At 42.6% G+C, this 23,337-nt stretch carries 16 protein-coding genes and 1 tRNA gene; 8 read left to right on the top strand and 9 right to left on the bottom strand.

Features of this window, described 5'->3' with window-relative positions; genetic code table 11:
• Positions 1 to 17: 17 nt before the first annotated feature.
• From QK890_RS10180 to QK890_RS10165, 4 genes are all read right to left on the bottom strand, one after another.
• The gene (locus QK890_RS10180; protein WP_220577117.1) at positions 18 to 629 is read right to left on the bottom strand and encodes an RloB family protein; all 612 of its coding nucleotides are present in this window, start codon (positions 627 to 629) and stop codon (positions 18 to 20) included.
• A 4-nt stretch (positions 630 to 633) separates the two neighbouring features.
• Entirely contained in the window at positions 634 to 1,932 is a 1,299-nt protein-coding gene (locus QK890_RS10175; protein ID WP_220577116.1) for an ATP/GTP-binding protein, read from the bottom strand.
• A 476-nt stretch (positions 1,933 to 2,408) separates the two neighbouring features.
• Positions 2,409 to 4,619 carry a patatin-like phospholipase family protein gene (locus QK890_RS10170; RefSeq protein WP_032539727.1) on the bottom strand — a complete coding sequence of 737 codons (2,211 nt, stop codon included), beginning with the start codon at positions 4,617 to 4,619 and terminating at the stop codon, positions 2,409 to 2,411.
• Between the two features lie 79 nt (positions 4,620 to 4,698).
• Positions 4,699 to 6,087: an MATE family efflux transporter gene (locus QK890_RS10165; RefSeq protein WP_175413957.1), complete on the bottom strand. Its 1,389-nt coding sequence runs from the start codon at positions 6,085 to 6,087 to the stop codon at positions 4,699 to 4,701.
• A gap of 107 nt (positions 6,088 to 6,194) precedes the next feature.
• Between QK890_RS10165 and lysS the strand changes: the two genes are divergently transcribed.
• The 3 genes from lysS to QK890_RS10150 all read left to right on the top strand — a co-directional run bounded on the left by lysS (position 6,195) and on the right by QK890_RS10150 (position 10,380).
• A complete protein-coding gene (gene lysS / locus QK890_RS10160) occupies positions 6,195 to 7,922 on the top strand; it encodes a lysine--tRNA ligase (protein WP_005781393.1) in 1,728 nt (575 codons plus the stop codon).
• A gap of 99 nt (positions 7,923 to 8,021) precedes the next feature.
• Positions 8,022 to 9,017, top strand: a complete 996-nt coding sequence (locus QK890_RS10155) for an NAD(P)H-dependent glycerol-3-phosphate dehydrogenase (RefSeq protein WP_005781396.1) — start codon at positions 8,022 to 8,024, stop codon at positions 9,015 to 9,017.
• Positions 9,018 to 9,042: 25 nt separating this feature from the next.
• Positions 9,043 to 10,380, top strand: a complete 1,338-nt coding sequence (locus tag QK890_RS10150; protein ID WP_005781398.1) for a glucose-6-phosphate isomerase — start codon at positions 9,043 to 9,045, stop codon at positions 10,378 to 10,380.
• 78 nt (positions 10,381 to 10,458) lie between these two features.
• Here the strand turns inward: QK890_RS10150 and QK890_RS10145 are convergent, their stop codons facing one another.
• Entirely contained in the window at positions 10,459 to 10,965 is a 507-nt protein-coding gene (locus tag QK890_RS10145; RefSeq protein WP_005781399.1) for a DUF5035 family protein, read from the bottom strand.
• A gap of 97 nt (positions 10,966 to 11,062) precedes the next feature.
• Between QK890_RS10145 and QK890_RS10140 the strand changes: the two genes are divergently transcribed.
• The gene (locus QK890_RS10140; protein ID WP_005781401.1) at positions 11,063 to 11,824 is read left to right on the top strand and encodes an HAD family hydrolase; all 762 of its coding nucleotides are present in this window, start codon (positions 11,063 to 11,065) and stop codon (positions 11,822 to 11,824) included.
• Positions 11,825 to 11,846: 22 nt separating this feature from the next.
• On the opposite strand, the gene QK890_RS10135 is transcribed toward QK890_RS10140, so the two are convergent.
• Positions 11,847 to 11,918 (bottom strand) — tRNA-Arg (locus QK890_RS10135).
• A 218-nt stretch (positions 11,919 to 12,136) separates the two neighbouring features.
• Here QK890_RS10135 and asnA point away from each other — a divergent pair.
• A complete protein-coding gene (gene asnA, locus QK890_RS10130; RefSeq protein WP_005781403.1) occupies positions 12,137 to 13,174 on the top strand; it encodes an aspartate--ammonia ligase in 1,038 nt (345 codons plus the stop codon).
• A gap of 6 nt (positions 13,175 to 13,180) precedes the next feature.
• Positions 13,181 to 13,843: a uracil-DNA glycosylase gene (gene ung / locus QK890_RS10125; RefSeq protein WP_005781405.1), complete on the top strand. Its 663-nt coding sequence runs from the start codon at positions 13,181 to 13,183 to the stop codon at positions 13,841 to 13,843.
• An 89-nt stretch (positions 13,844 to 13,932) separates the two neighbouring features.
• Here the strand turns inward: ung and QK890_RS10120 are convergent, their stop codons facing one another.
• Both QK890_RS10120 and QK890_RS10115 read right to left on the bottom strand, forming a co-directional pair.
• Entirely contained in the window at positions 13,933 to 16,641 is a 2,709-nt protein-coding gene (locus QK890_RS10120; protein WP_032532005.1) for a putative LPS assembly protein LptD, read from the bottom strand.
• Between the two features lie 89 nt (positions 16,642 to 16,730).
• On the bottom strand, positions 16,731 to 17,267 hold the full coding sequence (locus QK890_RS10115; protein WP_005808444.1) for an HD domain-containing protein: 537 nt from the start codon (positions 17,265 to 17,267) through the stop codon (positions 16,731 to 16,733).
• A gap of 461 nt (positions 17,268 to 17,728) precedes the next feature.
• On the opposite strand from QK890_RS10115, the gene QK890_RS10110 reads away from it, so the two are divergent.
• Together QK890_RS10110 and QK890_RS10105 are read left to right on the top strand one after the other, a co-directional pair.
• A complete protein-coding gene (locus QK890_RS10110; protein WP_367627321.1) occupies positions 17,729 to 20,035 on the top strand; it encodes a family 20 glycosylhydrolase in 2,307 nt (768 codons plus the stop codon).
• Between the two features lie 242 nt (positions 20,036 to 20,277).
• Entirely contained in the window at positions 20,278 to 22,323 is a 2,046-nt protein-coding gene (locus QK890_RS10105) for a retroviral-like aspartic protease family protein (protein WP_367627320.1), read from the top strand.
• A gap of 22 nt (positions 22,324 to 22,345) precedes the next feature.
• Here the strand turns inward: QK890_RS10105 and QK890_RS10100 are convergent, their stop codons facing one another.
• A complete protein-coding gene (locus tag QK890_RS10100; protein ID WP_005808448.1) occupies positions 22,346 to 23,086 on the bottom strand; it encodes a CPBP family intramembrane glutamic endopeptidase in 741 nt (246 codons plus the stop codon).
• Positions 23,087 to 23,337: the final 251 nt, after the last annotated feature.

Here is a 23,337-nt window from a genome sequence, read left to right as displayed (position 1 = left end):
TTCTGTTTATATTATATCTATCTTATAACTATTTCACTTAGCAACTTAATTATCTTATACATCTCCGAATATGCCTTCAAATCTTCCGGCGATTCCTTACAGAGTTGGCACAGCTTTTCGGAATTTGACATTGCCCGTTCCAAATCACCATTCTCTGTCAGGTATTTATAGAGGTTGGTGCGTATGAAATAGCGTTTTGTCTTTTCATACCCCGGCATATATTTCTGCAATTCTGGAAGCAGTTGCTCGTAACTCTCGTATCGCCGACAGACCACATTAGGCAAGAAATGGAGCAGGAACCAAAATTCCGTGCAAGGATTCGTTTCTACAAACATCACCTTTCCGGCATATTTCTTCTTGCTATACTCTTTCTTTGCTCGTTGGTACAGTTGCATTTCGGAAGGATATTGATACAGCCTGTCCATATCAAACAGGCATACAATATAATCATATTGCTTGTTCAAGTAAGATTCTACCAGTTTCAGTATATGATTGATGTCGCTGTGCTGCGGAAAATCCGGAGCGACCTTGAAAGGATAACGGCACGCAATCCTCAGAGAGTCGAAATAGAACCATTCCGTTTCTCCCTCGCCTATGATGGCGATACTTTTTGTTACTGTCCGCCGCATATCATTAGTCGTTTAGGTTGATATACTGGCTACCCAAGAACGGTAACTTCACCAATTTCCCCTGCTTGTAAGCATTGTATGGTGAAAGATTCTTATGCAGTCCAAGGGAAGACAGACGCACAATTTTAGTTTCGCCGAGTTCGTCTTTGTCGGTGAACCATATCGTATCACGGCGAATGAAATCCTCGTTGAGAAGATTGATGTCATGCGTTGTCAGGAGCATTTGGGATGTTCCGTCGCTGTTTGCCAAAAATACTTTTATGAAATAAGCCAACAGTTCATAATGAATGCTTGTCTCCACTTCGTCAATGGGCACAAACCGATTGGTCTTTAACAAGTAATTCAGAATCACCGCCATTCCCAAGAACCTCATGGTGCCGTTGGACTCGTATTCTTCCGATAAGTCATATACTTTATCGCCTGCCTTATGCTTGAAGGTCAGTTCCGTATTTGTAATTTTACCCTTTCTAAGCATTTCTGCCTTTGCGTCTTTATCAATAGGGGCATTCTGTATCAGTTGTTCCAATTCAGGGGTAATCAGTTCTTCCTCTTCGTGTAATACCACATCTTCTATATTGAAATCGGACGCTTTCAAGAAATTTAAAATGAATTTCTTCAAATCTCCTGTCTCGTCTTTATCCAATCGTGATTTGACATATCCCGAAAGCAGCATACCGGGAGCCAGTACATCTTTTACCTGCTTGGCAAAATAATCATACACATCATTCAGCTTAGTACGTTCCACGTTGCTTTTGCCAAATGCGGCAAGCACACTGCAATTGTTGATTGTGTTACCGGAAATCACATCTTGGCTTTTCTTCGTCATTTTCAGATTTACACCAAAATCGATGGTAGTAGAATCTGTTGCGGTATCATAACTTCGGTTGTACAGCTTGGTAGGACGAATGGAATCATAAACAATCAATGTCTCGGAATAGATATGCTTTGCGTCCAATTCAAAACTGAGGATGTACTTCGACTGATTGATATAGAATACCATTGACATCTTTGTCTTTTCGTTCCTTGAAGTATCATCCAACATGAAAGGGACAACCCCGGTTTTCTCGGTCCGGTCTTTAGGCATTCTCAAAACCAGCATCTTGAAAAATTCGATGGCATTCAATATATTCGTTTTACCGGAAGCGTTGGCACCGTAGATGATTCCCACTTTCAGTAATCTTACCCCGTCCTTAACTTCATGCGAATACTCATCAGACATAAAAGCATCTGCCGATGGTTCAAAACTGATTTTCTGAACCGATTTAATGGAGAAAAAATTCTCAATGCTAAACTCTGCTATCATAATCGTTGATTTTATCTATTGCATGGTACAAAGGTACAAATAAAATCTCATACAACAAATCATAAATGCAATTATTGTAGAAAAACTACGAAATACGGATACAAAATTAGTGATTTATCATTTGTTGGAGATTTAAATAAACCGTCTGATTATCTCTGGAAAGTGTTTGCAGATTTGAGGACGGTAAACGAATGTGGTTTATGCAGCCGGAGAAGTTAATTATCCAATGCCATTTGCACCATCTCTTGATTTATTTACGATGGCTAAATAGTGATACTAAAATGGTACTAAATTATAAAATTACTCTTTAATAGGTATTGTAAATTATAGCAAATCAGTTGATTATAAAATTATATATCTTGTTACCCACTATCCAAATACTTCCCCGGGCATTTACTGCGGGCAGGAACGGCCGAGGAGGAAGAATCTCAAGAACAGGAAGATAACTCCGGTATCAACGGCAAAGGATGAAAACTCTAAAAGACATATCCCAGATTCACATAGAATCCTACATCGTGTGCCCTGCTTGAATAGCCGAAAGAGGCCTCTAACGGACCGAACAAGCTATCGTAACCATATCCCAGGCTGCCTCCCCAAACCGGCTTACCACTTAGGATATCAAAAAAGTTATCTTCCCGCAACGCCACATTCCCGGTGAGAGTGACATAATTCTTACCCCCAATACGCTGACGTACCTTCAAACCGGCTATGATAACAGAATTATCGACTATCTCCAGATTGGTGATCCCGGCAAAAGGAAGTTGCTGAGGCAAGTAATGACCGAAATTATCTCCACCGATGGCATTCAGATAGGGATAAGGGATATCTTTGCCTATAAGAATACGTCCATACAAAGAAGGAATCAAAGCAAAACGGTCGGTAACCGAAAAGACACTGGCCCACGAGGCGGTCAAAGCAGAAAAGGGAGCATGACCTTTATACTGTGTCAGGTTATCGGTATAAAGTGAATAATTCCCCTGGAGATCGATCCCTTTCGAGGGAAAATATCCCTTATCGTATGTATTATAATGCAGTTGGGCATAATAGCTGAAGAAGTGTTGGGGTTTCACCTTCAACTGTTGCCCGCCCGCATTATATAGAAAGTCCTTATACTTGAAGAACTCAAAACGCAGTCCGGCTCCAAAACGAAGGTTACGATACCACACATCCGAAAACCCCAACTCACCGGAATGGTATTTATAAGTAGTGTTATAAGCACGTTTCCCGTGATCGTAAATATTAATATCGTTATACTCAAACTGATAAGCGAGATTGAAATTTCGCATCTGCATCGGAGCCAATGTATAGTCCACCCGGGCCAAGTAGCGTTTTCCAAGACGTCCGGTCAGTGAAAGCCACGATGGAATACGTGTATTGAGGCGGGTGCTCACATTCAACAGCAATGAAGCGATCTCTTCCGAGTCGAAACGGATCCCCAGATTGAGATTACGCTCGTACTTCTCTTCCAAAATAAAGTGTAGCAGATATCCCTGGTCGGTATCGGTCAGTTTGTAACTGACATTGGAATAAGCCTGGCTTCCGCGCAACGTAGCAAGTGCTTCATAAAGTTGCTCCATACGCATCCGGCTGTTCTCCTTCAGGTGACAACGGTGCATAATCCATTTCTTGTCACTGTCTTCGATACCGTCAAAGGTGATCTCTTTCACAAATATATCTTTCTCGGACCATAAAGAAGTAAACGGGCCGTGTCGGGGAGCAACGTAATCTTCGGGAAGACCGATCTCTTTCTTCAGTCTGCGCAAAGCAGTCCACTGCGCGCGGGCTGCCTCTTCGCCACGGTGCATCAATGTGTCGAGTGCGGGAATGTTGAAACTTGCGGCAGAATAGCCTTTTACGTCCACTTTAATATACACCGTTGCCAATTTAATATTCTCTTCATATCGGGTTTGGCCGGTCAGATTGATGATCTGGTTGAATATCTCACCAAGATTATTCAGTTCATCCGCAGTCCGGAGATCATTCTGTACATCGACACCAATAATCACATCGGCTCCCATAGCCCGGGCTATGTTCGTGGGGAAGTTGTTTTTCATTCCTCCGTCAACCAGTATCTCGTCGCCCATACGGACGGGCGTGAATACACCGGGAATAGCCATACTGGCACGCATAGCGGTAGCCAATACACCATTGTGAAACACTACTTCTTCACCGTTCACAATGTTCTCGGAGACACAAGCAAACGGAATAGGCAACTTGTTGAAGTTAATGGAATCGTGATAGCCTACAGTCAGTTCGGAGAAAAGATTACCCAGGTTCTGTCCCTTAATGACCCCTCCGAACACATTCGCCTTCAAATCCTTTTTCAAAGGAACAGAAAGAATATAAGTTTCAGAATTCTTCCGTTCAGTCATTGTTTGATCTTCCCAACTGATACGGTCACTCAACAGAAAAGACCAATTCTGGTGATTGACCATACTATCAAGCTGACAGGGGGTATATCCGATGGAATAAAGTCCGCCGATGATAGACCCCATACTGGTACCTACGATATAGTCGATAGGAATACCTGCTTCCTCAATCACTTTGAGGGCACCGATATGGGCTACCCCCTTCGCTCCTCCCCCACTTAGCACCACAGCTACTGATTTGCGCTGCTGCGCATGCGCGGGCAGAAAAAGAAACAGACTGACAAATAAAACCAACAAGAAACTTACATACTTTTTCATGGCTGTTACATTGCTTTCAGATCGTTACAGATAAAAGACAAATGCAGGCAATGATTTGTTTAGCACAAGCTGAAGAATCCTATGTCCGGGCAGCCGCTTTACGGAACTGACGGAACTGCCACCACAACATGGCAGCCGATATCAGGCTGGCTATCAGGTCAGAAGTCGGCATACTGATCCAGACACCTGTCTGCCCCCAAAAACGCGGTAGAATCAACAGACAAGGAATCAGGATGAGTACCTGACGGGTAATGGAAAGGAAAATAGCTTTACTTGCCATCCCGATACTCTGGAAGAAATTGGAAGTGACCATCTGAAAGCCGACAATCGGGAAAAAGAGTACCACAATGCGGAGACCTTCGGCAGATTGGCGAATCAGCTCTTCGTGCGATGTGAAGACGGACACAGCCAGGTCGGGAATAAACATCCCCATCAGAAAACCGGTAGTGGTGACAATGGTCGCACCATAGATGGTCAGTTTCAACACACGGGTGACACGGGGATATAGCTTTGCCCCATAATTATATCCGGCAATCGGCTGCATACCCTGGTTCAGTCCCATCACAATCATAAGGAATAGAAATACCAGACGGTTGACAATGCCAAATGCCCCGATGGCAAGATCACCCCCATACCGTTTCAAACCCTGATTTATCAGAATCACAATGAAACACGATGCAAGGTTCATCAGGAAAGGAGACATACCTATAGCCAGCGAATCGAAAACTATTTTTCGCTTCAACCGGAAAATTCCTCGATGGAAATGGAGTAATTCCTCCTTATTGCTAAAGAGCCTGAACTGCCAGGCAAGGGCAATCACTTGTGCCGTAATCGTAGCAATGGCCGCTCCCTGGATGCCCCAACCAAAACCATAAATAAACAAAGGATCGAGAATGGTATTGATAACCACTGTAGCAATGGTGGCAACCATCGCCTTCTGCGGATGCCCGGCTGAACGAAGTACCGCATTCAGCCCCAGATAAATATGGGTGATGACATTCCCATAAAGAATCACTTTCATATAGTCACGGGCATAGCCCACCGTTTCGTCACTGCCTCCAAAGAAGTAAAGAATAGGATCAAGAAAAATAAGGGTTAATATGGTGAAAGCAAGCCCGATGATGATATTCAGTACCAGCACATTGCCCAATACCCGTTGTGCCGTATCATAATCTTTCTGCCCCAGTTTGACCGAAATCAGCGTAGCGGCTCCCACTCCAACCAAGGAGCCGAAAGCAGCGGCAAGATTCATAAGGGGAAAAGTCAGAGCAAGTCCGGAAATAGCCATCGGACCCACTCCGTGACCTATAAAAATGCTGTCCACCATGTTGTAAAGAGAAGATGCAGTCATGGCGATAATAGCCGGAATGGCATACTGCATCAGAAGTTTTCCAATCTTTTCAGTACCCAGCGCAGTGGGTGTTTTTTGTCCTGTCATACCTATTGTTTTGAGGGTGCAAAGATACAAATCTATTTAGAATTAAAGGTGAAGAATAAAGAATAAGAGTTACAATGCCGTATTTCTAAGAAAAGTTTCGTATTTTTGCCTCCAAAATTGAGTTAATATCTAACGAAATGAACATATTAGAACTAAGTGAACAGGAAATCATCCGACGTAACAGTCTGAATGAACTTCGCGCGATGGGCATCGAACCCTATCCCGCAGCAGAGTATGTAACCAACGCTTTCTCAACCGATATTAAAGCCGAATTCAAAGACGACGAAGCACCTCGCCAGGTATCTGTAGCTGGCCGCATGATGAGCCGCCGCGTGATGGGCAAAGCCTCTTTTATCGAACTACAGGATTCTAAAGGCCGTATTCAGGTGTATATCACTCGCGATGACATCTGTCCGGGAGAGGACAAAGAGATGTACAATACTGTGTTCAAACGCCTGCTCGACTTAGGCGACTTTATCGGAATTGAAGGTTTCGTGTTCCGCACTCAGATGGGCGAAATCAGTATTCATGCACAGAAACTGACTGTACTTGCCAAATCGATCAAACCACTGCCTATCGTAAAATACAAAGACGGCGTGGCTTACGACTCTTTCGAAGATCCTGAACTCCGTTACCGTCAGCGTTATGTCGACCTGGCCGTAAACGAAGGTATCAAAGATATATTCATGAAACGCAGCAAGGTGTACAGTTCTATGCGCGAATATTTCAATTCGAAAGGCTACATGGAAGTAGAAACTCCTATTCTCCAGGCCATCGCCGGAGGAGCTGCCGCACGCCCGTTCATGACCCATCACAATGCTTTGGACATCCCACTCTATATGCGTATTGCCAGCGAGTTGTATCTGAAACGTCTGATTGTTGGTGGCTTTGAGGGAGTATATGAAATCGGTAAAAACTTCCGTAACGAGGGTATGGACCGTACGCACAATCCAGAATTTACTTGCATGGAGATATATGTAGCCTACAAAGACTATAACTGGATGATGGAATTTACCGAAAAGATGATTGAAAAGATCTGTCTGGACGTAAATGGTACTACTGAAGTAAAAGTAGGTGACAATATCATCAACTTCAAGGCTCCGTACAGACGCGTCACCATGCTGGATGCCATTAAGGAACATACCGGTTACGACTTGACAGGTATGAACGAAGCACAAATCCGCGAAGTATGCCAGAAACTGAATATGGAAATCGACGAAACGATGGGTAAAGGTAAACTGATCGATGAAATATTCGGTGAGTTCTGTGAAGGAACTTATATCCAGCCGACTTTCATCACTGACTATCCGATCGAAATGTCTCCGCTGACCAAAAAGCACCGTACCAACCCTGAACTGACAGAACGTTTTGAATTGATGGTAAACGGTAAAGAATTGTGTAATGCATATTCTGAGTTAAACGATCCGATCGACCAGTTGGAACGCTTTGAAGATCAGATGAAGCTAAGTGAAAAAGGAGATGACGAAGCAATGATTATCGACAAAGACTTTGTCCGTGCATTGGAATACGGCATGCCTCCTACTTCGGGTATGGGTATCGGCATGGACCGCCTTACTATGTTGATGACCGGACAATCAACTATCCAGGAAGTATTGTTCTTCCCGCAGATGCGTCCGGAAAAAGTCGTACCGAAAGATAGTGCCGCCAAATTCATGGAGTTAGGCATTGCCGAAGACTGGGTGCCTGCAATTCAAAAAGCCGGATACAACCTGGTAGCCGATATGAAAGATGTAAATCCACAGAAATTACATCAGGATATTTGTGGCATCAATAAGAAATACAAATTGGAACTGACTAATCCGTCAGTAAACGATGTAGCCGAGTGGATACAGAAAATTAAATAAATCAAGAATGAAGAATGGTGATGAAGAACCGGAACATTTGTCTCCCTATCTTTCATGCACCATTCTTCATTCTTCATTTTTAATTCTTAATTTATAGAAATGAAATTACCCGGTAAGATAGCGATAATGGGCGGAGGAAGCTGGGCTACAGCCATCGCAAAGATGTGTCTGGCTCAAGAAGAGTCTATCAATTGGTACATGAGGCGCGACGACCGCATTGCCGATTTTAAACGACTCGGACATAATCCAGCCTATCTGACAGGCGTAAAGTTCGACATGAAGCGCATCAATTTCAGCTCTAACATCAACGATGTAGTGAAAGAATCTGATACGCTTATTTTCGTCACTCCTTCTCCATATCTGAAAGCTCACCTGAAAAAGCTGAAAACACGGATCAGAGACAAGTTCATTATTACCGCTATCAAAGGTATTGTTCCCGATGACAATCTGATTGTTTCGGAATACTTTAATAAAGAATATGGTGTTCCTCCCGAAAACATCGCTGTATTGGCTGGTCCCTGTCATGCCGAGGAAGTGGCACTGGAACGTCTCTCCTATCTCACCATCGCTTGCCCGGACAAGGATAAGGCACGTGTTTTTGCCCGTAGACTGGGCAGCAGCTTCATCAAAACGTCTGTCAGCGACGATGTGATAGGGATTGAATACAGTTCTGTACTGAAAAACGTATATGCCATCGCAGCAGGTATTTGCAGCGGTCTGAAATACGGAGATAATTTCCAGGCTGTATTGATATCAAATGCCATTCAAGAGATGAACCGTTTCTTAAATACGGTGCATCCCATAAACAGAAACGTGGACGAATCTGTTTATTTGGGTGATTTATTGGTAACAGGCTATTCTAACTTCAGCCGTAACCGCACGTTCGGTACCATGATCGGGAAAGGATACTCCGTAAAGAGTGCCCAGATAGAAATGGAAATGATAGCGGAAGGATATTACGGAACAAAATGTATTAAGGAAATCAATAAACATCATCATGTAAATATGCCGATACTCGATGCTGTATACAACATCTTATACGAACGCATATCTCCGATGATTGAAATTAAACTGTTGACTGACTCGTTTAGATAGTTAATAACGTAAAAATAAAAAAGATATGATTAGTTTGAACATTGAAAAGACTTTTGGATTCATCTCCAAAGAATCGGTTTCTGCCTACGAAGCTCAGGTTAAAGCCGCACAGGAAGCGCTGGAAAACGGCACAGGTAAAGGTAATGACTTTCTGGGGTGGTTGCATTTGCCCTCTTCTATCAGCAAAGAGCATCTGGCTGACCTGAAGGCTACTGCACAAGTATTGAGAGACAACTGTGAAGTGGTGATCGTAGCCGGTATCGGCGGAAGTTACCTGGGCGCCCGTGCGGTGATCGAGGCATTGTCAAACAGCTTCACCTGGTTGCAGGAAAAGAAAACAGCTCCGGTCATCATCTATGCCGGCCATAATATCGGTGAAGATTATCTGTATGAACTGACAGAATTCCTGAAAGACAAGAAATTCGGTGTGATCAATATCTCCAAATCCGGTACGACTACAGAGACAGCTTTGGCGTTCCGCTTGCTGAAGAAGCAATGCGAAGACCAACGCGGCAAAGAGATGGCCAAAAAAGTAATCGTTGCCGTTACAGATGCAAAGAAAGGCGCAGCCCGCGTCACCGCAGATAAAGAAGGATACAAATCATTCATTATCCCTGACAACGTCGGAGGACGTTTTTCTGTACTGACTCCGGTAGGTTTGCTGCCTATTGCAGTAGCCGGATTCGACATTGAAAAACTGGTAGCAGGTGCCGCCGATATGGAAAAAACTTGTGGAGCCGAGGTTCCTTTTGCGGAAAATCCCGCAGCAATCTATGCCGCTACCCGCAATGAACTGTATAAAAGTGGAAAGAAGATAGAAATTCTTGTAAACTTCTGTCCGAAACTACACTACGTGAGTGAATGGTGGAAGCAGCTTTACGGAGAATCTGAAGGAAAAGACAACAAAGGTATCTTCCCGGCAGCAGTAGACTTCTCTACAGACCTGCACTCGATGGGTCAGTGGATTCAGGAAGGCGAACGCACAATCTTCGAAACAGTGATCTCTGTAGACAAAGTGAATCATAAGTTAGAAGTTCCTTCGGACGAAGCTAACCTGGACGGTTTAAACTTCCTGGCAGGCAAACGTGTAGACGAAGTGAACAAGATGGCCGAACTGGGAACTCAATTGGCTCATGTAGACGGTGGTGTTCCTAACATGCGTATTGTCATTCCTGAACTGAGTGAATACAGCATCGGACAGCTACTCTATTTCTTCGAAAAAGCATGTGGTATCAGTGGTTATCTGCTGGGCGTAAACCCATTCAATCAGCCGGGTGTGGAAGCATACAAAAAGAATATGTTTGCTTTGCTGAACAAGCCGGGATATGAAGAAGAATCAAAAGCAATCCGGGCGAAACTGTAAAAAGCTATAAGATTACCGATATATAAAAAGAGCGATGCTTCCAACAGCATCGCTCTTTTTATATATCGGGTCATCCAATTAATCTGTTTGATTCTCGGAAGTTTTAATTTCCAGTTCATACTTAGCTCCCTCGCAATTGACGGGCTTGGAAAAAAGGTAAAACTTAAGCTTCACTCCATCCTCGGTGACTTGCTGCACCTTTGCCCGCAGCCCCACTTTAGTCTGAGAGACTCCATCTTTAAAACCTAATTTACCATTATCCTTATCCGTAAACTCCTTATCATCACTGAGAGCTTCTTCCGGCAATTCATTAAAATCAATCGCCACAGCGTTTACCTCACTGCCCAAAGTCTCTTCCTTCACCAGAAACGTATTTAGTTCTTCTCCGTTTCCATCCAGTTTCAGCGAAATTTCAAGTTCATCATCTACTTTTAGAGGGGGTAATGCCTCCATTTGCCGGGCATAATCCATCTCTCCGTCATTGATATAAAGCCCTTCCATTTCGATTGTAGGACTGGGAACAGAATCTTTGCAAGCAGTAGTCAGCAAGCATAACGACAGTAAAGGAAAAAATAGTTTTCTCATGCAATCATATCACTTTATAGATTTTGCAAAAATACATATTCTGTTCGATTCACCAAAATAATCGTATCTTTGCACTCCAAATCAATAGGTATATATCATGTTTCAGGAAGCAATTACGCAATATCTCCAACAAAATCATTATCAATCCATTCAGTTGAAATCCGCACTTTTCGATATGGACGGCGTACTTTTCAACTCCATGCCTTATCACGCCGAAGCATGGCACAAAACGATGGAAGCTCACGGACTTCATTTGAGTAAAGAAGAAGCTTATTTGCACGAAGGCCGCACCGGAGCGGGAACCATCAACATCGTATGTCAGCGTCAACTGGGACGCGACGCCACGCCGGAAGAGATAGAGAGTATTTATCATGAAAAGAGCATTGAGTTCAACAAGCATCCCCAAGCCGAACGTATGCCGGGTGCCTGGGAATTACTACAAAAAATTAAATCTGAAGGTATCATTCCGACTGTAGTCACCGGATCCGGACAAGCTTCATTATTAGACAGACTTGAACACAATTTTCCGGGAATGTTCCGACAAGAACTGATGGTAACTGCTTTCGACGTCAAATACGGAAAACCGAATCCGGAACCCTATTTGATGGCACTGGAAAAGGGAGGATTAAAGCCTTATGAAGCCATTGTTATTGAAAATGCCCCTTTGGGAGTAGAGGCCGGACACAAAGCCGGAATATTCACCATTGCTGTTAATACTGGTCCATTGGATGGGCAGGTACTGTTAAACTCCGGAGCCGATTTACTCTTTCCTTCCATGCAAGCTCTATGTGAGTCATGGGAAGCGTTAGCCCGGTTCTTACATCAACCGCCCCTTAAAACAACAATAGCTGATAATTAAATAATTATCAGCTATATCTTCGTACTCCCGAAGGGAATCAAACCCTTATCTTAGGTACCGGAAACCTACATTCTATTCGTTGAACTACAGGAGCATTGTTTTATGCGACGACAAAAGTATAAAAAAACTTCGCATTTTCCTAATGATTCACCATTTTTTGTAGTATCTATCTACCGAACGCCATATCCTCAAATATTATTTTGCAACTCTTATACCATATAAAACGATCAATTTGATAACATTTTAGCCAATTATTCGTACAGATATAGATATTATTCATATCTTTGCCGACAAATAACAATCAATAAACCTATGAGTTACCTAATAAAACCTCAGAATTATAAACCTTTGCTTGACCTGAAACAGACAGAATTGGGCATCAAACAAATTAAAGAGTTCTTCCAGTTGAATCTTTCATCGGAATTACGTCTGCGACGTGTGACAGCTCCACTCTTTGTACTCAAAGGAATGGGTATCAATGATGATTTGAATGGCATAGAACGTCCGGTCTCATTTCCTATTAAAGACTTGGGTGATGCACAAGCTGAAGTAGTCCACTCACTTGCTAAATGGAAACGACTTACTTTGGCAGATTATCACATTGAACCGGGTTATGGTATCTATACGGATATGAACGCAATTCGTTCGGACGAAGAACTGGGCAACCTGCATTCACTTTATGTAGACCAGTGGGACTGGGAACGGGTGATTACTGCCGAGGACCGCAATGCAGACTTCCTTAAGGAGATTGTCAACCGTATCTATGCCGCCATGATCCGTACGGAATATATGGTATACGAAATGTATCCGCAGATCAAACCTTGCCTGCCACAAAAGTTACACTTCATCCACTCTGAAGAATTACGCCAGTTATATCCGGATATGGAACCTAAATGCCGTGAACATGCCATCTGTAAAAAGTATGGAGCCGTATTCATCATTGGTATCGGTTGCAAACTGAGTGATGGTAAAAAACATGACGGACGTGCCCCGGACTATGACGACTATACCAGCAAAGGGCTGAACGACTTACCTGGCCTGAACGGTGACCTGCTATTATGGGACGATGTACTACAACGTTCCATTGAATTGTCTTCCATGGGTATCCGTGTGGATAAAGAAGCTCTTTTGCGCCAAGTAAAACAAGAAAATCAAGAACAAAGACTGGAACTCTATTTCCATAAGAGATTATTGGATGATACCCTTCCACTCTCTATCGGTGGAGGTATCGGTCAGTCACGCTTATGCATGTTCTATTTGCGCAAAGCGCATATCGGTGAGATTCAAGCAAGTATCTGGCCTGAAGAAATGCGTCGTGAATGTACCGCCCTTAATATACACCTTATTTAATAGCCTATGAACGTACAAATAGAAGAGAGCTGGAAAGCTCATTTACAACCAGAATTTGAGAAAGACTACTTCCGCACACTGACCGAATTTGTCAGAAGCGAATATAGCCAGTACCAGATCTTTCCTCCTGGAAAGTTGATATTCAACGCATTCAATTTATGTCCCTTTGACAAAGTAAAAGTAGTCATTATCGGACAAGACCCCTACCACGGTCCCGGACAGGCACATGGTCTTTGTTTCTCGGTAAATGATGGAGTAGCCTTTCCACCTTCTTTGGTGAATATATTCAAAGAAATAAAAGAAGATATTGGTACGGCAACTCCTCCCACAGGTAATCTGACACGGTGGGCTGAACAAGGTGTCCTGTTGCTCAACGCTACTTTGACAGTACGTGCCCATCAGGCCGGTTCGCACCAACGCCACGGATGGGAAGAATTTACAGATGCTGCTATCCGTGTTCTGGCGGAAGAAAGAGAAAATCTGGTATTCATCCTATGGGGAAGTTATGCACAGAAGAAAGGTGCCTTTATTGATCGTAACAAGCATTTGGTACTTAGTTCGGCACACCCTTCTCCCCTCTCTGCCTACAACGGCTTCTTTGGGAATAAGCATTTCAGCAAAACGAATGAATACTTGAAAACCCACGGAAAAACAGAGATAAACTGGTAGTGAAGACAGCCATCTATGAACGATAAACGGTGAACAATTTACGCCTTCGTGCTACAAATTGTTCACCGTTTATCGTTCATAGATATTTATTAATACCACTGGATGTTGCTTTGAGTCTGGCTTCTCTTATCCCACTTCAAATCACGCAGGATACTGGCCGTTGCACGGATCGTAAAGTTATAATAGCGATAACGTCCGAAAGGAGAAATACTGGCGGACATATTGAAACAGTGCAAATCACGAGTAATCGTACAAGAGGTCTGAGTGATCTCCTTCGCTTCGAAATCATATCCGGAATTGAATGTAAACGACCAGTTATTGGAAATCTTCAGATTACCCGACATATTGATATTTTGCGTATACTTAAACGGATAACGCATGGTATTACGGTTGATCGGCTTACTACGGTCCTCACTAATACGGAACGAATAGTTAACATTCAGTGACCATGGCATCTTGAAAACCTGATATCCGTCACTGTCTGCCTGTGCTTTCTCAACTTTCTTTTCAGTAACCACTTCGTCACCGGTTGAATCTCCTCCCTCGTCGTCAGCACTATCCTTTTTCTTTTTTTGATCGCTATCTTTATCTTTTCCGAACAACTTCTTCCAAGTATCATTGTTAAAAGTATAGTTGATAGAAGATCCCCATCCCTGGAATCGTCCGAAACGTCCGTAAGACCATTCTGTACGATCACCGACTATTACATTACCCGACTTATCGAATGTATAAGCATAAGTGGCAAACACCGCATTCATGTTCAGCGTATAGTTATTAAACTTTTTAAACTTCATACGCAAACGCATATTCAGGTTACTCCACGGCTGTTTCTTTGCCGCCATATTATAAGAAAGATTAAAGCCTATCTCATCGATCAGACTTATTTTCATAAGAGAATCCTTCTTGTTACGGTATTTCATTTCCAGGTTGTTCGATACATCGAAACTAACCGTTCCAGACTTTTCACGCGGAGCCGTACCAAACTGCTGGCTGGAATAAGGAGAGTAATACTGGTCATTACCGTCTGCATCACGATAGTATTCCCAAAACTGTCCGAAGCTTGGAGAACCATTCAACGAAATCTGCGGTGTAAAGACGTGACGAATCTGTATTTCCTTTTTCTTCATAAACAGAGGTTGATACATACCATACATCTTTGTGCTCAACGACAAACTGGCCGAATAATTAAATACCCGGTAGAACCCATGAATCGTATCACCGGGGTGTGTATCCCATTTCTGAGTAGTTTCATCATAGCTCTTCATCACCTTACGGGTATACCAACGCTCTGTATAATTGAATGAAGGCACTACCTGCAAATACTTGAAAAGAGTAAAAGTAGCCTGCACTGGAATGTTATGCTGCATCGCATTCTCCCACTCTCTAAAACCTGCTTTAAACAAGCGGTCATCTTTGGTTTTCAGGCTGTTGGTCAGACGCCCCGAGTAACGCAAGGAAATCTTTTCGTACCAACGCTCTTCACCTACCGCACGTTTGCGTTTAAAAGGGAAAATAGTACTAAGAGTGATATTCAAGTCAGGCAAAGTGACAGCTATTGAAGAATCACGCATGGTCTGGGCTATGTTGAAAGTACCTGCAAGCGTCAGCTTCTGATCCGGAAAACTGCGAGAGTAACTGACACTCGAAGTTTTCGTATTCTGAGTCATTAGCTGAGAATTATAGAGGTTATTGATATTGGTACGCTCATAACTACTGGTTGCAAAATTCACACTTGCCGAGAAAGTACTGTTCGGACTGGCCTTCTGGTCTTGCCGATGATTCCATACAATCTTAAAGTCTTTGGCAACCGAATAGTCAGCCAATCCCTTATCTCCCAATTTAGTAACCTGATAGCCGGCCTGTAACGAACCGGAATATTTATAACGTTTATTGTAATTAGTCTCCAGATTACCGGCCCATGACCCCTTCGTAAATATATCTCCGGTCAACTTAAGATCCATTATATCGCTGATGGCAAAATAATAACCACCTCCCGTCAATCCGAAACCACGACTGGAATCGTCCATGTAGCTTGGCATCACAAAACCAGAAGAGTAACTGCTGGAAAAAGGAAAGAAAAAGAAAGGTACAGCCAATGGCAACGGTACATCTTCTACCACCAAATAGGCAGGCCCAGTCACCACATTCTTCTTGGGACGAACTTTGGCCTTGGTCAACTGCATGTAGAAGTGTGGATGATCGTGATGATCACAGGTCGTATAGCGTCCGTTTTCCATAAACAGTTCATCATTAGCTCCTTTCTTGGCATTATTACCCACAACATATCCTTCACCCTGCTGAGTTACAACGTTATTGATAAATCCTTTTTTACTTTTGAAATTATACCGGATTGCTTTGGTTTCATAAGGCGTATCGCCATCCTTAAACACAGGCTTGCCTTGTTCAACCCCTAACGAATCAGTCACACCACGAGCATACACCGTACTGCTATCCATATTCATGGTGATGATCTGTGCTCCCAATTCTATTTTTTCATAATTCACTTTACCATCACCATACAGATGTGCAAAGCCACCTTCGGTAAAAACAATGGAATCGTTAGCCGAATAAACCACAGGGGCATCCAGAGGTTGTTTCTTCTTCCTGGCAGATTGCAACGACAAGGTATCAGCCTTCAACGTATCTGCTTTTAATGAATCAGTTTGCTGGGGCGAATAAGTGATAGGCCCCCTCACCTCTCTGACACGGCGACGTTGAGCCATCGCTTCATCCGGAAGCATCAAGAGGATCAATAATAGTATAAATGATAGTATTGTATTTGCTTTCAATGGCGTCATTAACTAATAGTTTACGCTTGAAGGGGCAAAAGTACACAATCTTCACCAAATATACTTGAGAATCTTGATTTTTAATTCTTTTTTAGGCACTAAAGAAACAGCTCACACCAATTGTTAAAGCGTCGAAGTCCTTCGTCACCGTACCGGGCAATACTTTTACGGGCATCTTGCACCGATTTTTCACGATCAAGATGTGTTTTCGAAAAGAATTTATCAGCAAAGCAAATCACTTGTTCTTCTATACTGACCGGCAACATTTCACGATGCGGAATAGGAAGCTGCTGTTTAATAATCTCTTCCAGTGAAAGTCCCGCACCGGTATGACGCTCACAAACCAAAGCATGTCGCGGAAAACCTTCTTTGCGCACCAGCTCGGCTCCCAGATATCCATGACAAATATATGGCTCCTTACCCAAACACTTAATGCCCGGAGCATGTGTCAGAAAAATTCCGAGATCATGCAACATGGCAGCTTCGTTCAGAAAAGTAGTATCAAGGTTCAACTCCGGGTGCTTATCGGCTATCCATAATGCCTTATCGGCAACCGAACGACTGTGAACCAACAATATATTTCTTAACTCATTATCCTGAGGATAATATTTATCAATTAAATCAAGCGCTCCCATATTCTATTCACTTTTTATAATTTCCGGCTTGCTCATTCCTTATTCAGTAAGCAAATTCACACTGTTTATCTTATCAATTTCACGCATTTATCAACAGTTTTTAGTTTGTTATTCAGTTCAATCTGCAACTGTGGTTCCATCAGTTCACAATTGCGATCTCTTTGAATCACAGCCGTGGTCTCAAGAAGGCACGTACATAAATCGAAAGAAGCAATACGTCAAAACATTAGCCATCCCATGACAAACACTGACAAACAGGCAAAAAGCAACTTAATAAACCGATTTCTTCTGAAGAAGAAACATACAGCCGACTGCGAAAGTTTACGTAAGAGCAAAGATAGCAACAGTTTTTCAATCAGGAATGAAGATTATCAAAAGAATTGATTGTATATTTGTGCTTTTCATACAGTAAAAGTAAGCAGACTAAAACTAATTTGAAAAACAATCCAATAATTATCCTTATGACAAAACCATCTTACAAACAATGGTTAGCAACCTGTGCTTTCACCGGCGCATTACTGCTGACGGGCTGTAGCCCCACTCCCGCTACCAGAGATGTTTCTATTGTACCGTTGCCAAACAAAGTGCAACAGAACCATGGTGCGTTTGTATTAACCCCAAACACCATCATCGGTACCACCAATCCAGAACTGCTTCCAGCAGCAGAGTACCTGAAAGGTATTCTGTCAGTAGCCACCGGATATAACATCCAGGTGAAAGAAGGCAAAGGAAACATCACTCTTTCTACCGCTGCCATAGAAGGCAAGGAGGGGGCATATACGCTCACCGCAAAACCCGATCAAATAGAGATTACGGGAAATTCTTATAACGGTGTGATAGCCGGTATCGAATCACTCCGCCAGTTATTTCCGCCTCAGATTGAATCGAAGCAGGTGGTGGACAGCGTGACATGGGCCATACCCGCCGTACAGATTGAAGATGCCCCGCGCTTCGAATGGCGTGGTATTATGCTCGACGTATCCCGCCACTTCTATACCAAAGAAGAAGTAAAAGAACTGCTTGACGTAATGGCACTTTATAAAATGAATAAGTTCCACTGGCACCTGACAGATGACCAGGGATGGCGCATTGAAATCAAAAAATATCCGTTACTCACCGAAAAAGGAGCTTGGCGTACGTTCAATTCACACGACCGGTCATGCATGGAACTGGCTAAATCGGAAGATAACTTCGATTATCAGATTCCGGTAAACAAGCTTCGCATCGTGGAAGGTGACACGCTGTATGGCGGATATTATACACAAGAGGATATAAAAGAAGTGATAGAATATGCCAAAGTACGCGGCATCGATATTGTTCCCGAAATCGATATGCCGGGTCACATGCTGGCAGCCGTCAGCAATTATTCCGGAGTAGCCTGTACAGACAAAGTAGGTTGGGGAAGCACTTTCTCCTCTCCTGTTTGCCCCGGAAAAGAATCGGCAATAGAGTTTTGTAAAAACATATATAGCGAACTGATAGACCTGTTCCCTTATAAATACGTGCACATCGGCGGCGATGAAGTGGAAAAGACAAACTGGAAAAAATGTCCCGACTGCCAGAAACGTATGCGAGACAACCAATTGAAGACAGAAGAAGAACTGCAAGCCTGGTTTATCCATAACATGGAAAAGTTTTTCAACTCAAAAGGCAAAGAGATGATCGGTTGGGACGAAATCATCGAAGGTGGATTAAGCCCGACTGCTACCGTCATGTGGTGGAGAAGCTGGGTCAAGGATGCTCCGCAAAAGACTACCCAACAGGGCAACCCAATCATCTTCTCCCCCAACAGCCAGTTCTACCTGGATTATCAGCAAGATAAGAATTCTGTACGCAACATTTACGATCTCGACCTGACGATCGAGGGAGCGACTCCTGAACAACAAGGACTGATCAAAGGCGTACAGGGAAACATTTGGTGCGAATGGATTCCCTCACGCGAACGGATGCAATACATGGCTATTCCACGTCTGCTGGCTATTGCCGAATTGGGATGGAGCCAGGCTTCGCAGAAAGACTGGAATACCTTCGCGCAACGGTTGGCCAATCAGTTCGAACGCCTCAACATCATGGGTATCAATTATCGTATCCCCGATCTGGAAGGTTTCCACCGCAACAACGCTTTCATTGGTGAGGGAAGTGTTAGTGTGACTTGCCTGGATCCGAGTGCAGATATTCGTTATACTACCGACGGAAGCATTCCGACGCTGCAATCATCCAGATACGAAGGTCCTATCCCAGTGAAAGAAACAACCGATTTTACCTTCCGTACGTTCCGTCCTAACGGGAAAGCCGGTGATATCGCACGTACGCGTTTCATTAAGAGCGAATATGCTCCAGCCACAACTACCACTCCTTCCAACAAAGGTCTGGAAGCTGAATGGTATGAATTTAAAGGCAGCAAATGCGATGACATCCCCAAAGCTCCACTGAACGGAACTTATGTCATTGAGAAAATAATGATCCCAGAAAAAGCAAAGGGAAACATCGGTTTGGTAATCAAGGGATTTATCAATGCTCCGAAAGATGACATTTACACTTTTGCCCTGCTGTCTGATGACGGCAGTACCTTACTGATAGACGGTGAAGAAGTCATCAACAACGACGGACCGCACGGACCGCGCGAAGTGATTGGACAGAAAGCATTGGCCAAAGGATATCACCCAATAGAAGTACGATACTTTGACCAAAACGGTGGACAACTGAAAATGACTGTAACAGGTAGCGAAAGAAATGAAATTCCGACAAACGACTTGTTCGCACACTAAAGATTCGGGTCAACGAACAAAACTACATTAATATGCCATAGATTACATTGAAGGTAGAACTGACAGATTATCTACATTTAGTGTAATCTATGGCTTATATAAAAAGGATGCCGGATTCTGATGCCGACACTGATGACTCCGCATAAAAAACACATAAACTCACAAGAACTAATTGAATTATAACATATACTACTATAGCAAGACTAAAGCTCGGCATTCTTACTTGTACAATTTATTTTTCAATGACTGCCTTTTCACAAACAACCACTTCTTTAAGGTCGAAAATATTAGCATTAGACGATTATCAGGATGCTCCACAACTGTGGAAATTGTATAACGATTCTTCTTCTGTGATGGATGAAGCAACCCGGTTACATGCAAAAGTATCATTGAATTATTATTTTAATCGCCCCGACGAAATGCTTCAATGCGTAGACTCTCTCCTCACTCTATATCCGGAAGAATGTACTCCGGAACAAAAGTTGGCCTATTGTTATGCCCAAACAGAGAAACTTCTGGAAAAAGGGAACTACAGACAACTCAATTCCTGGTGGCAGACCTTGCGCAAAGATAAAAAGCTCTACCAGGCGATAGAAGGAAAAGGAAACTTCCTTTGTTCAGAAAAAACAATCCAAGGTTTATCGGAAAAAAATAATTTCCGGATAGATTTTCCAGGAACATCCTGTACACTTCCTACAAGTTATACATATCCGTTAATACTCTCAATGACAATAAATGAAACCGAATTGCCTAACACCATCTTCGATACAGGAGCACCCTATACTTTTCTCACTCAGGAGATGGCACGCAAATGTAACGTGACATGTATGGGAGATACCATATCCGTAAACAGCATGTTCGGTACTTCACAAGCTACCACCGGTTTCGTAGAGACTTTACAATTGGGTAATATCACTTTCCACAACACGGTAGTCCATGTTTCTCTTGTTGAAAAGGATCCTATCTTTTCCGGTCACGACGCCATCTTAGGAATAAAAGAACTCCGGAGAATCTCTAAAATAGAATTCGAATTTGGCAAATTAACTTTCAAAAAAGAGGAGCAAAGGCAGCCCATCGATCCCAATATATGTTTCGCAGAAACCGGTTGTGTTTTTCTATTCGCGAACAACCGGAGTTATCTATTAGACACAGGCGGAGAAGGAAGTTTCATACACACACCGGACACGGCTTCCGTCAAAGTGATGGACGTGAATGATTGTCCGGTACAATTCTTCAATACATATACAGCGGATTCCATAACCAGACAATCCGGATTATTAGGGTTCCCATTCTTCTACGGATTCGAAACCTGTACACTCAACTTCGACCGTATGAACTTCTCCGGCAAAGATTATCAGTTACGTAAAAATTATTCAGAATATATCAATAGCGGAGACATTATGGGCTTGGATGCTCAATATGAACGGATAGAGAAAACTACCGACGAAATAGGCAGATGGCTTACCAATGCATTTATCGGGTTTATGAAAAATAATCCGGAAAGCTGTATCCACTACACAGACAGTTTGTTAGGCAAATACCAACAGGAGCTTGGGGGAAGTATACTTTCTGTACTCAACCTGCGTGCCGCTTCATTAGCCTATCTGGGAATGTATAAAGAGGCAGGCGAATTAATGAAAATCTGTGCACAAGCTGTCCCTGACATAATAAACGGATACAATAAATGCGTAGCTTTAGAGCCTTTCGGGGCACAGCGGCTCATTTGGACAAAACCGGAAGTATCTATCAGTACTACTCTTGACGAAAAAGGACTTTTAGTAAGGGGAAAGATAAATGAAATAAAAAGTAAACTCTACTTTGCTCCAGACCACAGTTTTTCAAGCATATCGGAAGCCGATGCCCAGAAACTTAAAATGAAAATCATTGAATTTGAAGACAGTACTGGTAAAGGTGGCAAGAAGCGCATGGCAATAGCCGATGAATTGAGGTTAGGTGACCTATTGATAAACAATGTACAGTTCGACATCGCAGAGGAAATAGAAATTGTATTAGGGAACACTTTCATACGCCTGCTTCCTCAGTTTTCTATTGAAAATCAAAGGATCGTATTGGTACAACACCCTCAGACCTATCCCAATGCCAAACAATACCCGCTACTGTTGATAAACTATACATTCTGTTTCCGTGATCCGGACGACAATACAAAACGGTATTCGATAGGTAATCCCACTCCCAATGCCCAACAGATTTCTTTGCAGGAATTAAGCAGAGCAAACAAAAAAGTAGTATTCGATGTAGAGCACATGAAACTATCAGAACTTAACTAAATTCAGAAAGTGAGAGTGTGTTCTATAACTGATAAAAAATAAAATACATCATAAAGCAATTGAAACCCGCATGTGCAAACACGGCTCCCCAAATGGAATTACAAAACTGCTTACATCTGAAAAAAATTTGGCTGACTACAAACATGGATAAAACCCAAAGAATAGCCGGAAAAGGAAGAAATTGCCAAATACCAGAAACATAAACAATACCAAAATGGGCAACATGGGTAACAGCGAAGGCCAATGAATCTAAAACAGAGGCCTTCGACTCACCAAACCTTTGAACAAAACTGCCATGTATCATCCCACGGTATAGAAACTCTTCCCCTATCGGGCTAAATATCATACTTGGAATAACAGCTATCCAAAAATAAAGCTGCTTATCAGGTCCTGAAATGAATGCCCCGGGATTATTCCCTCCTATATATACAAACGCGTTATCTATTGTTTTATCATATAATAAAAAGAAAAGGGCAAATATAACAGCACAAGACATCCCTCCCGCAATAAAAGACAAAAACAAACGTCCACAGTGATCAGGCTTCCTTATGCCAATACATTTTCGTCCGTATCCGGTAAGGAAAATAAAGGGTACAAACCACATGGCTAAAAAAACAAACATCACTATACCATAACTTCTTGTCACGTAAGATTGCAGGACAATAACAAACCGGGGAACACCGAATAATAAAATCAGGAACAGACCAAAAGCCCAATCATAATGAAAATAACGATTCCAGAAAGCTCGCAATATTTTATCCATAATCCAATATTTTATAGTTCCGTCCCACCGGATAGAGGGCACTTTAAATTCTTTATCTCCACTGTACATTATACCGGCTATAGATATACCAAACTAAATATACTCTTATAATTAATAACGGGGTAATAAGATAGTAAGAAAACAAAAATATTCACCGAATAATGAGCCTGATACACAAAGGTAACAAAAGGTAGCCAATCATAAAAACAAAGCTGGTAAAAAGAAAAAGATTGTTTTTCTTTTTACTACCA

It is taken from the genome of Bacteroides sp. NGMCC 1.200775 (genome assembly GCF_040798045.1).
In the GTDB taxonomy this organism is placed as follows: Bacteria; Bacteroidota; Bacteroidia; order Bacteroidales; family Bacteroidaceae; genus Bacteroides; species Bacteroides hominis.
This window is presented reverse-complemented; position numbering and strand designations above follow the sequence as displayed.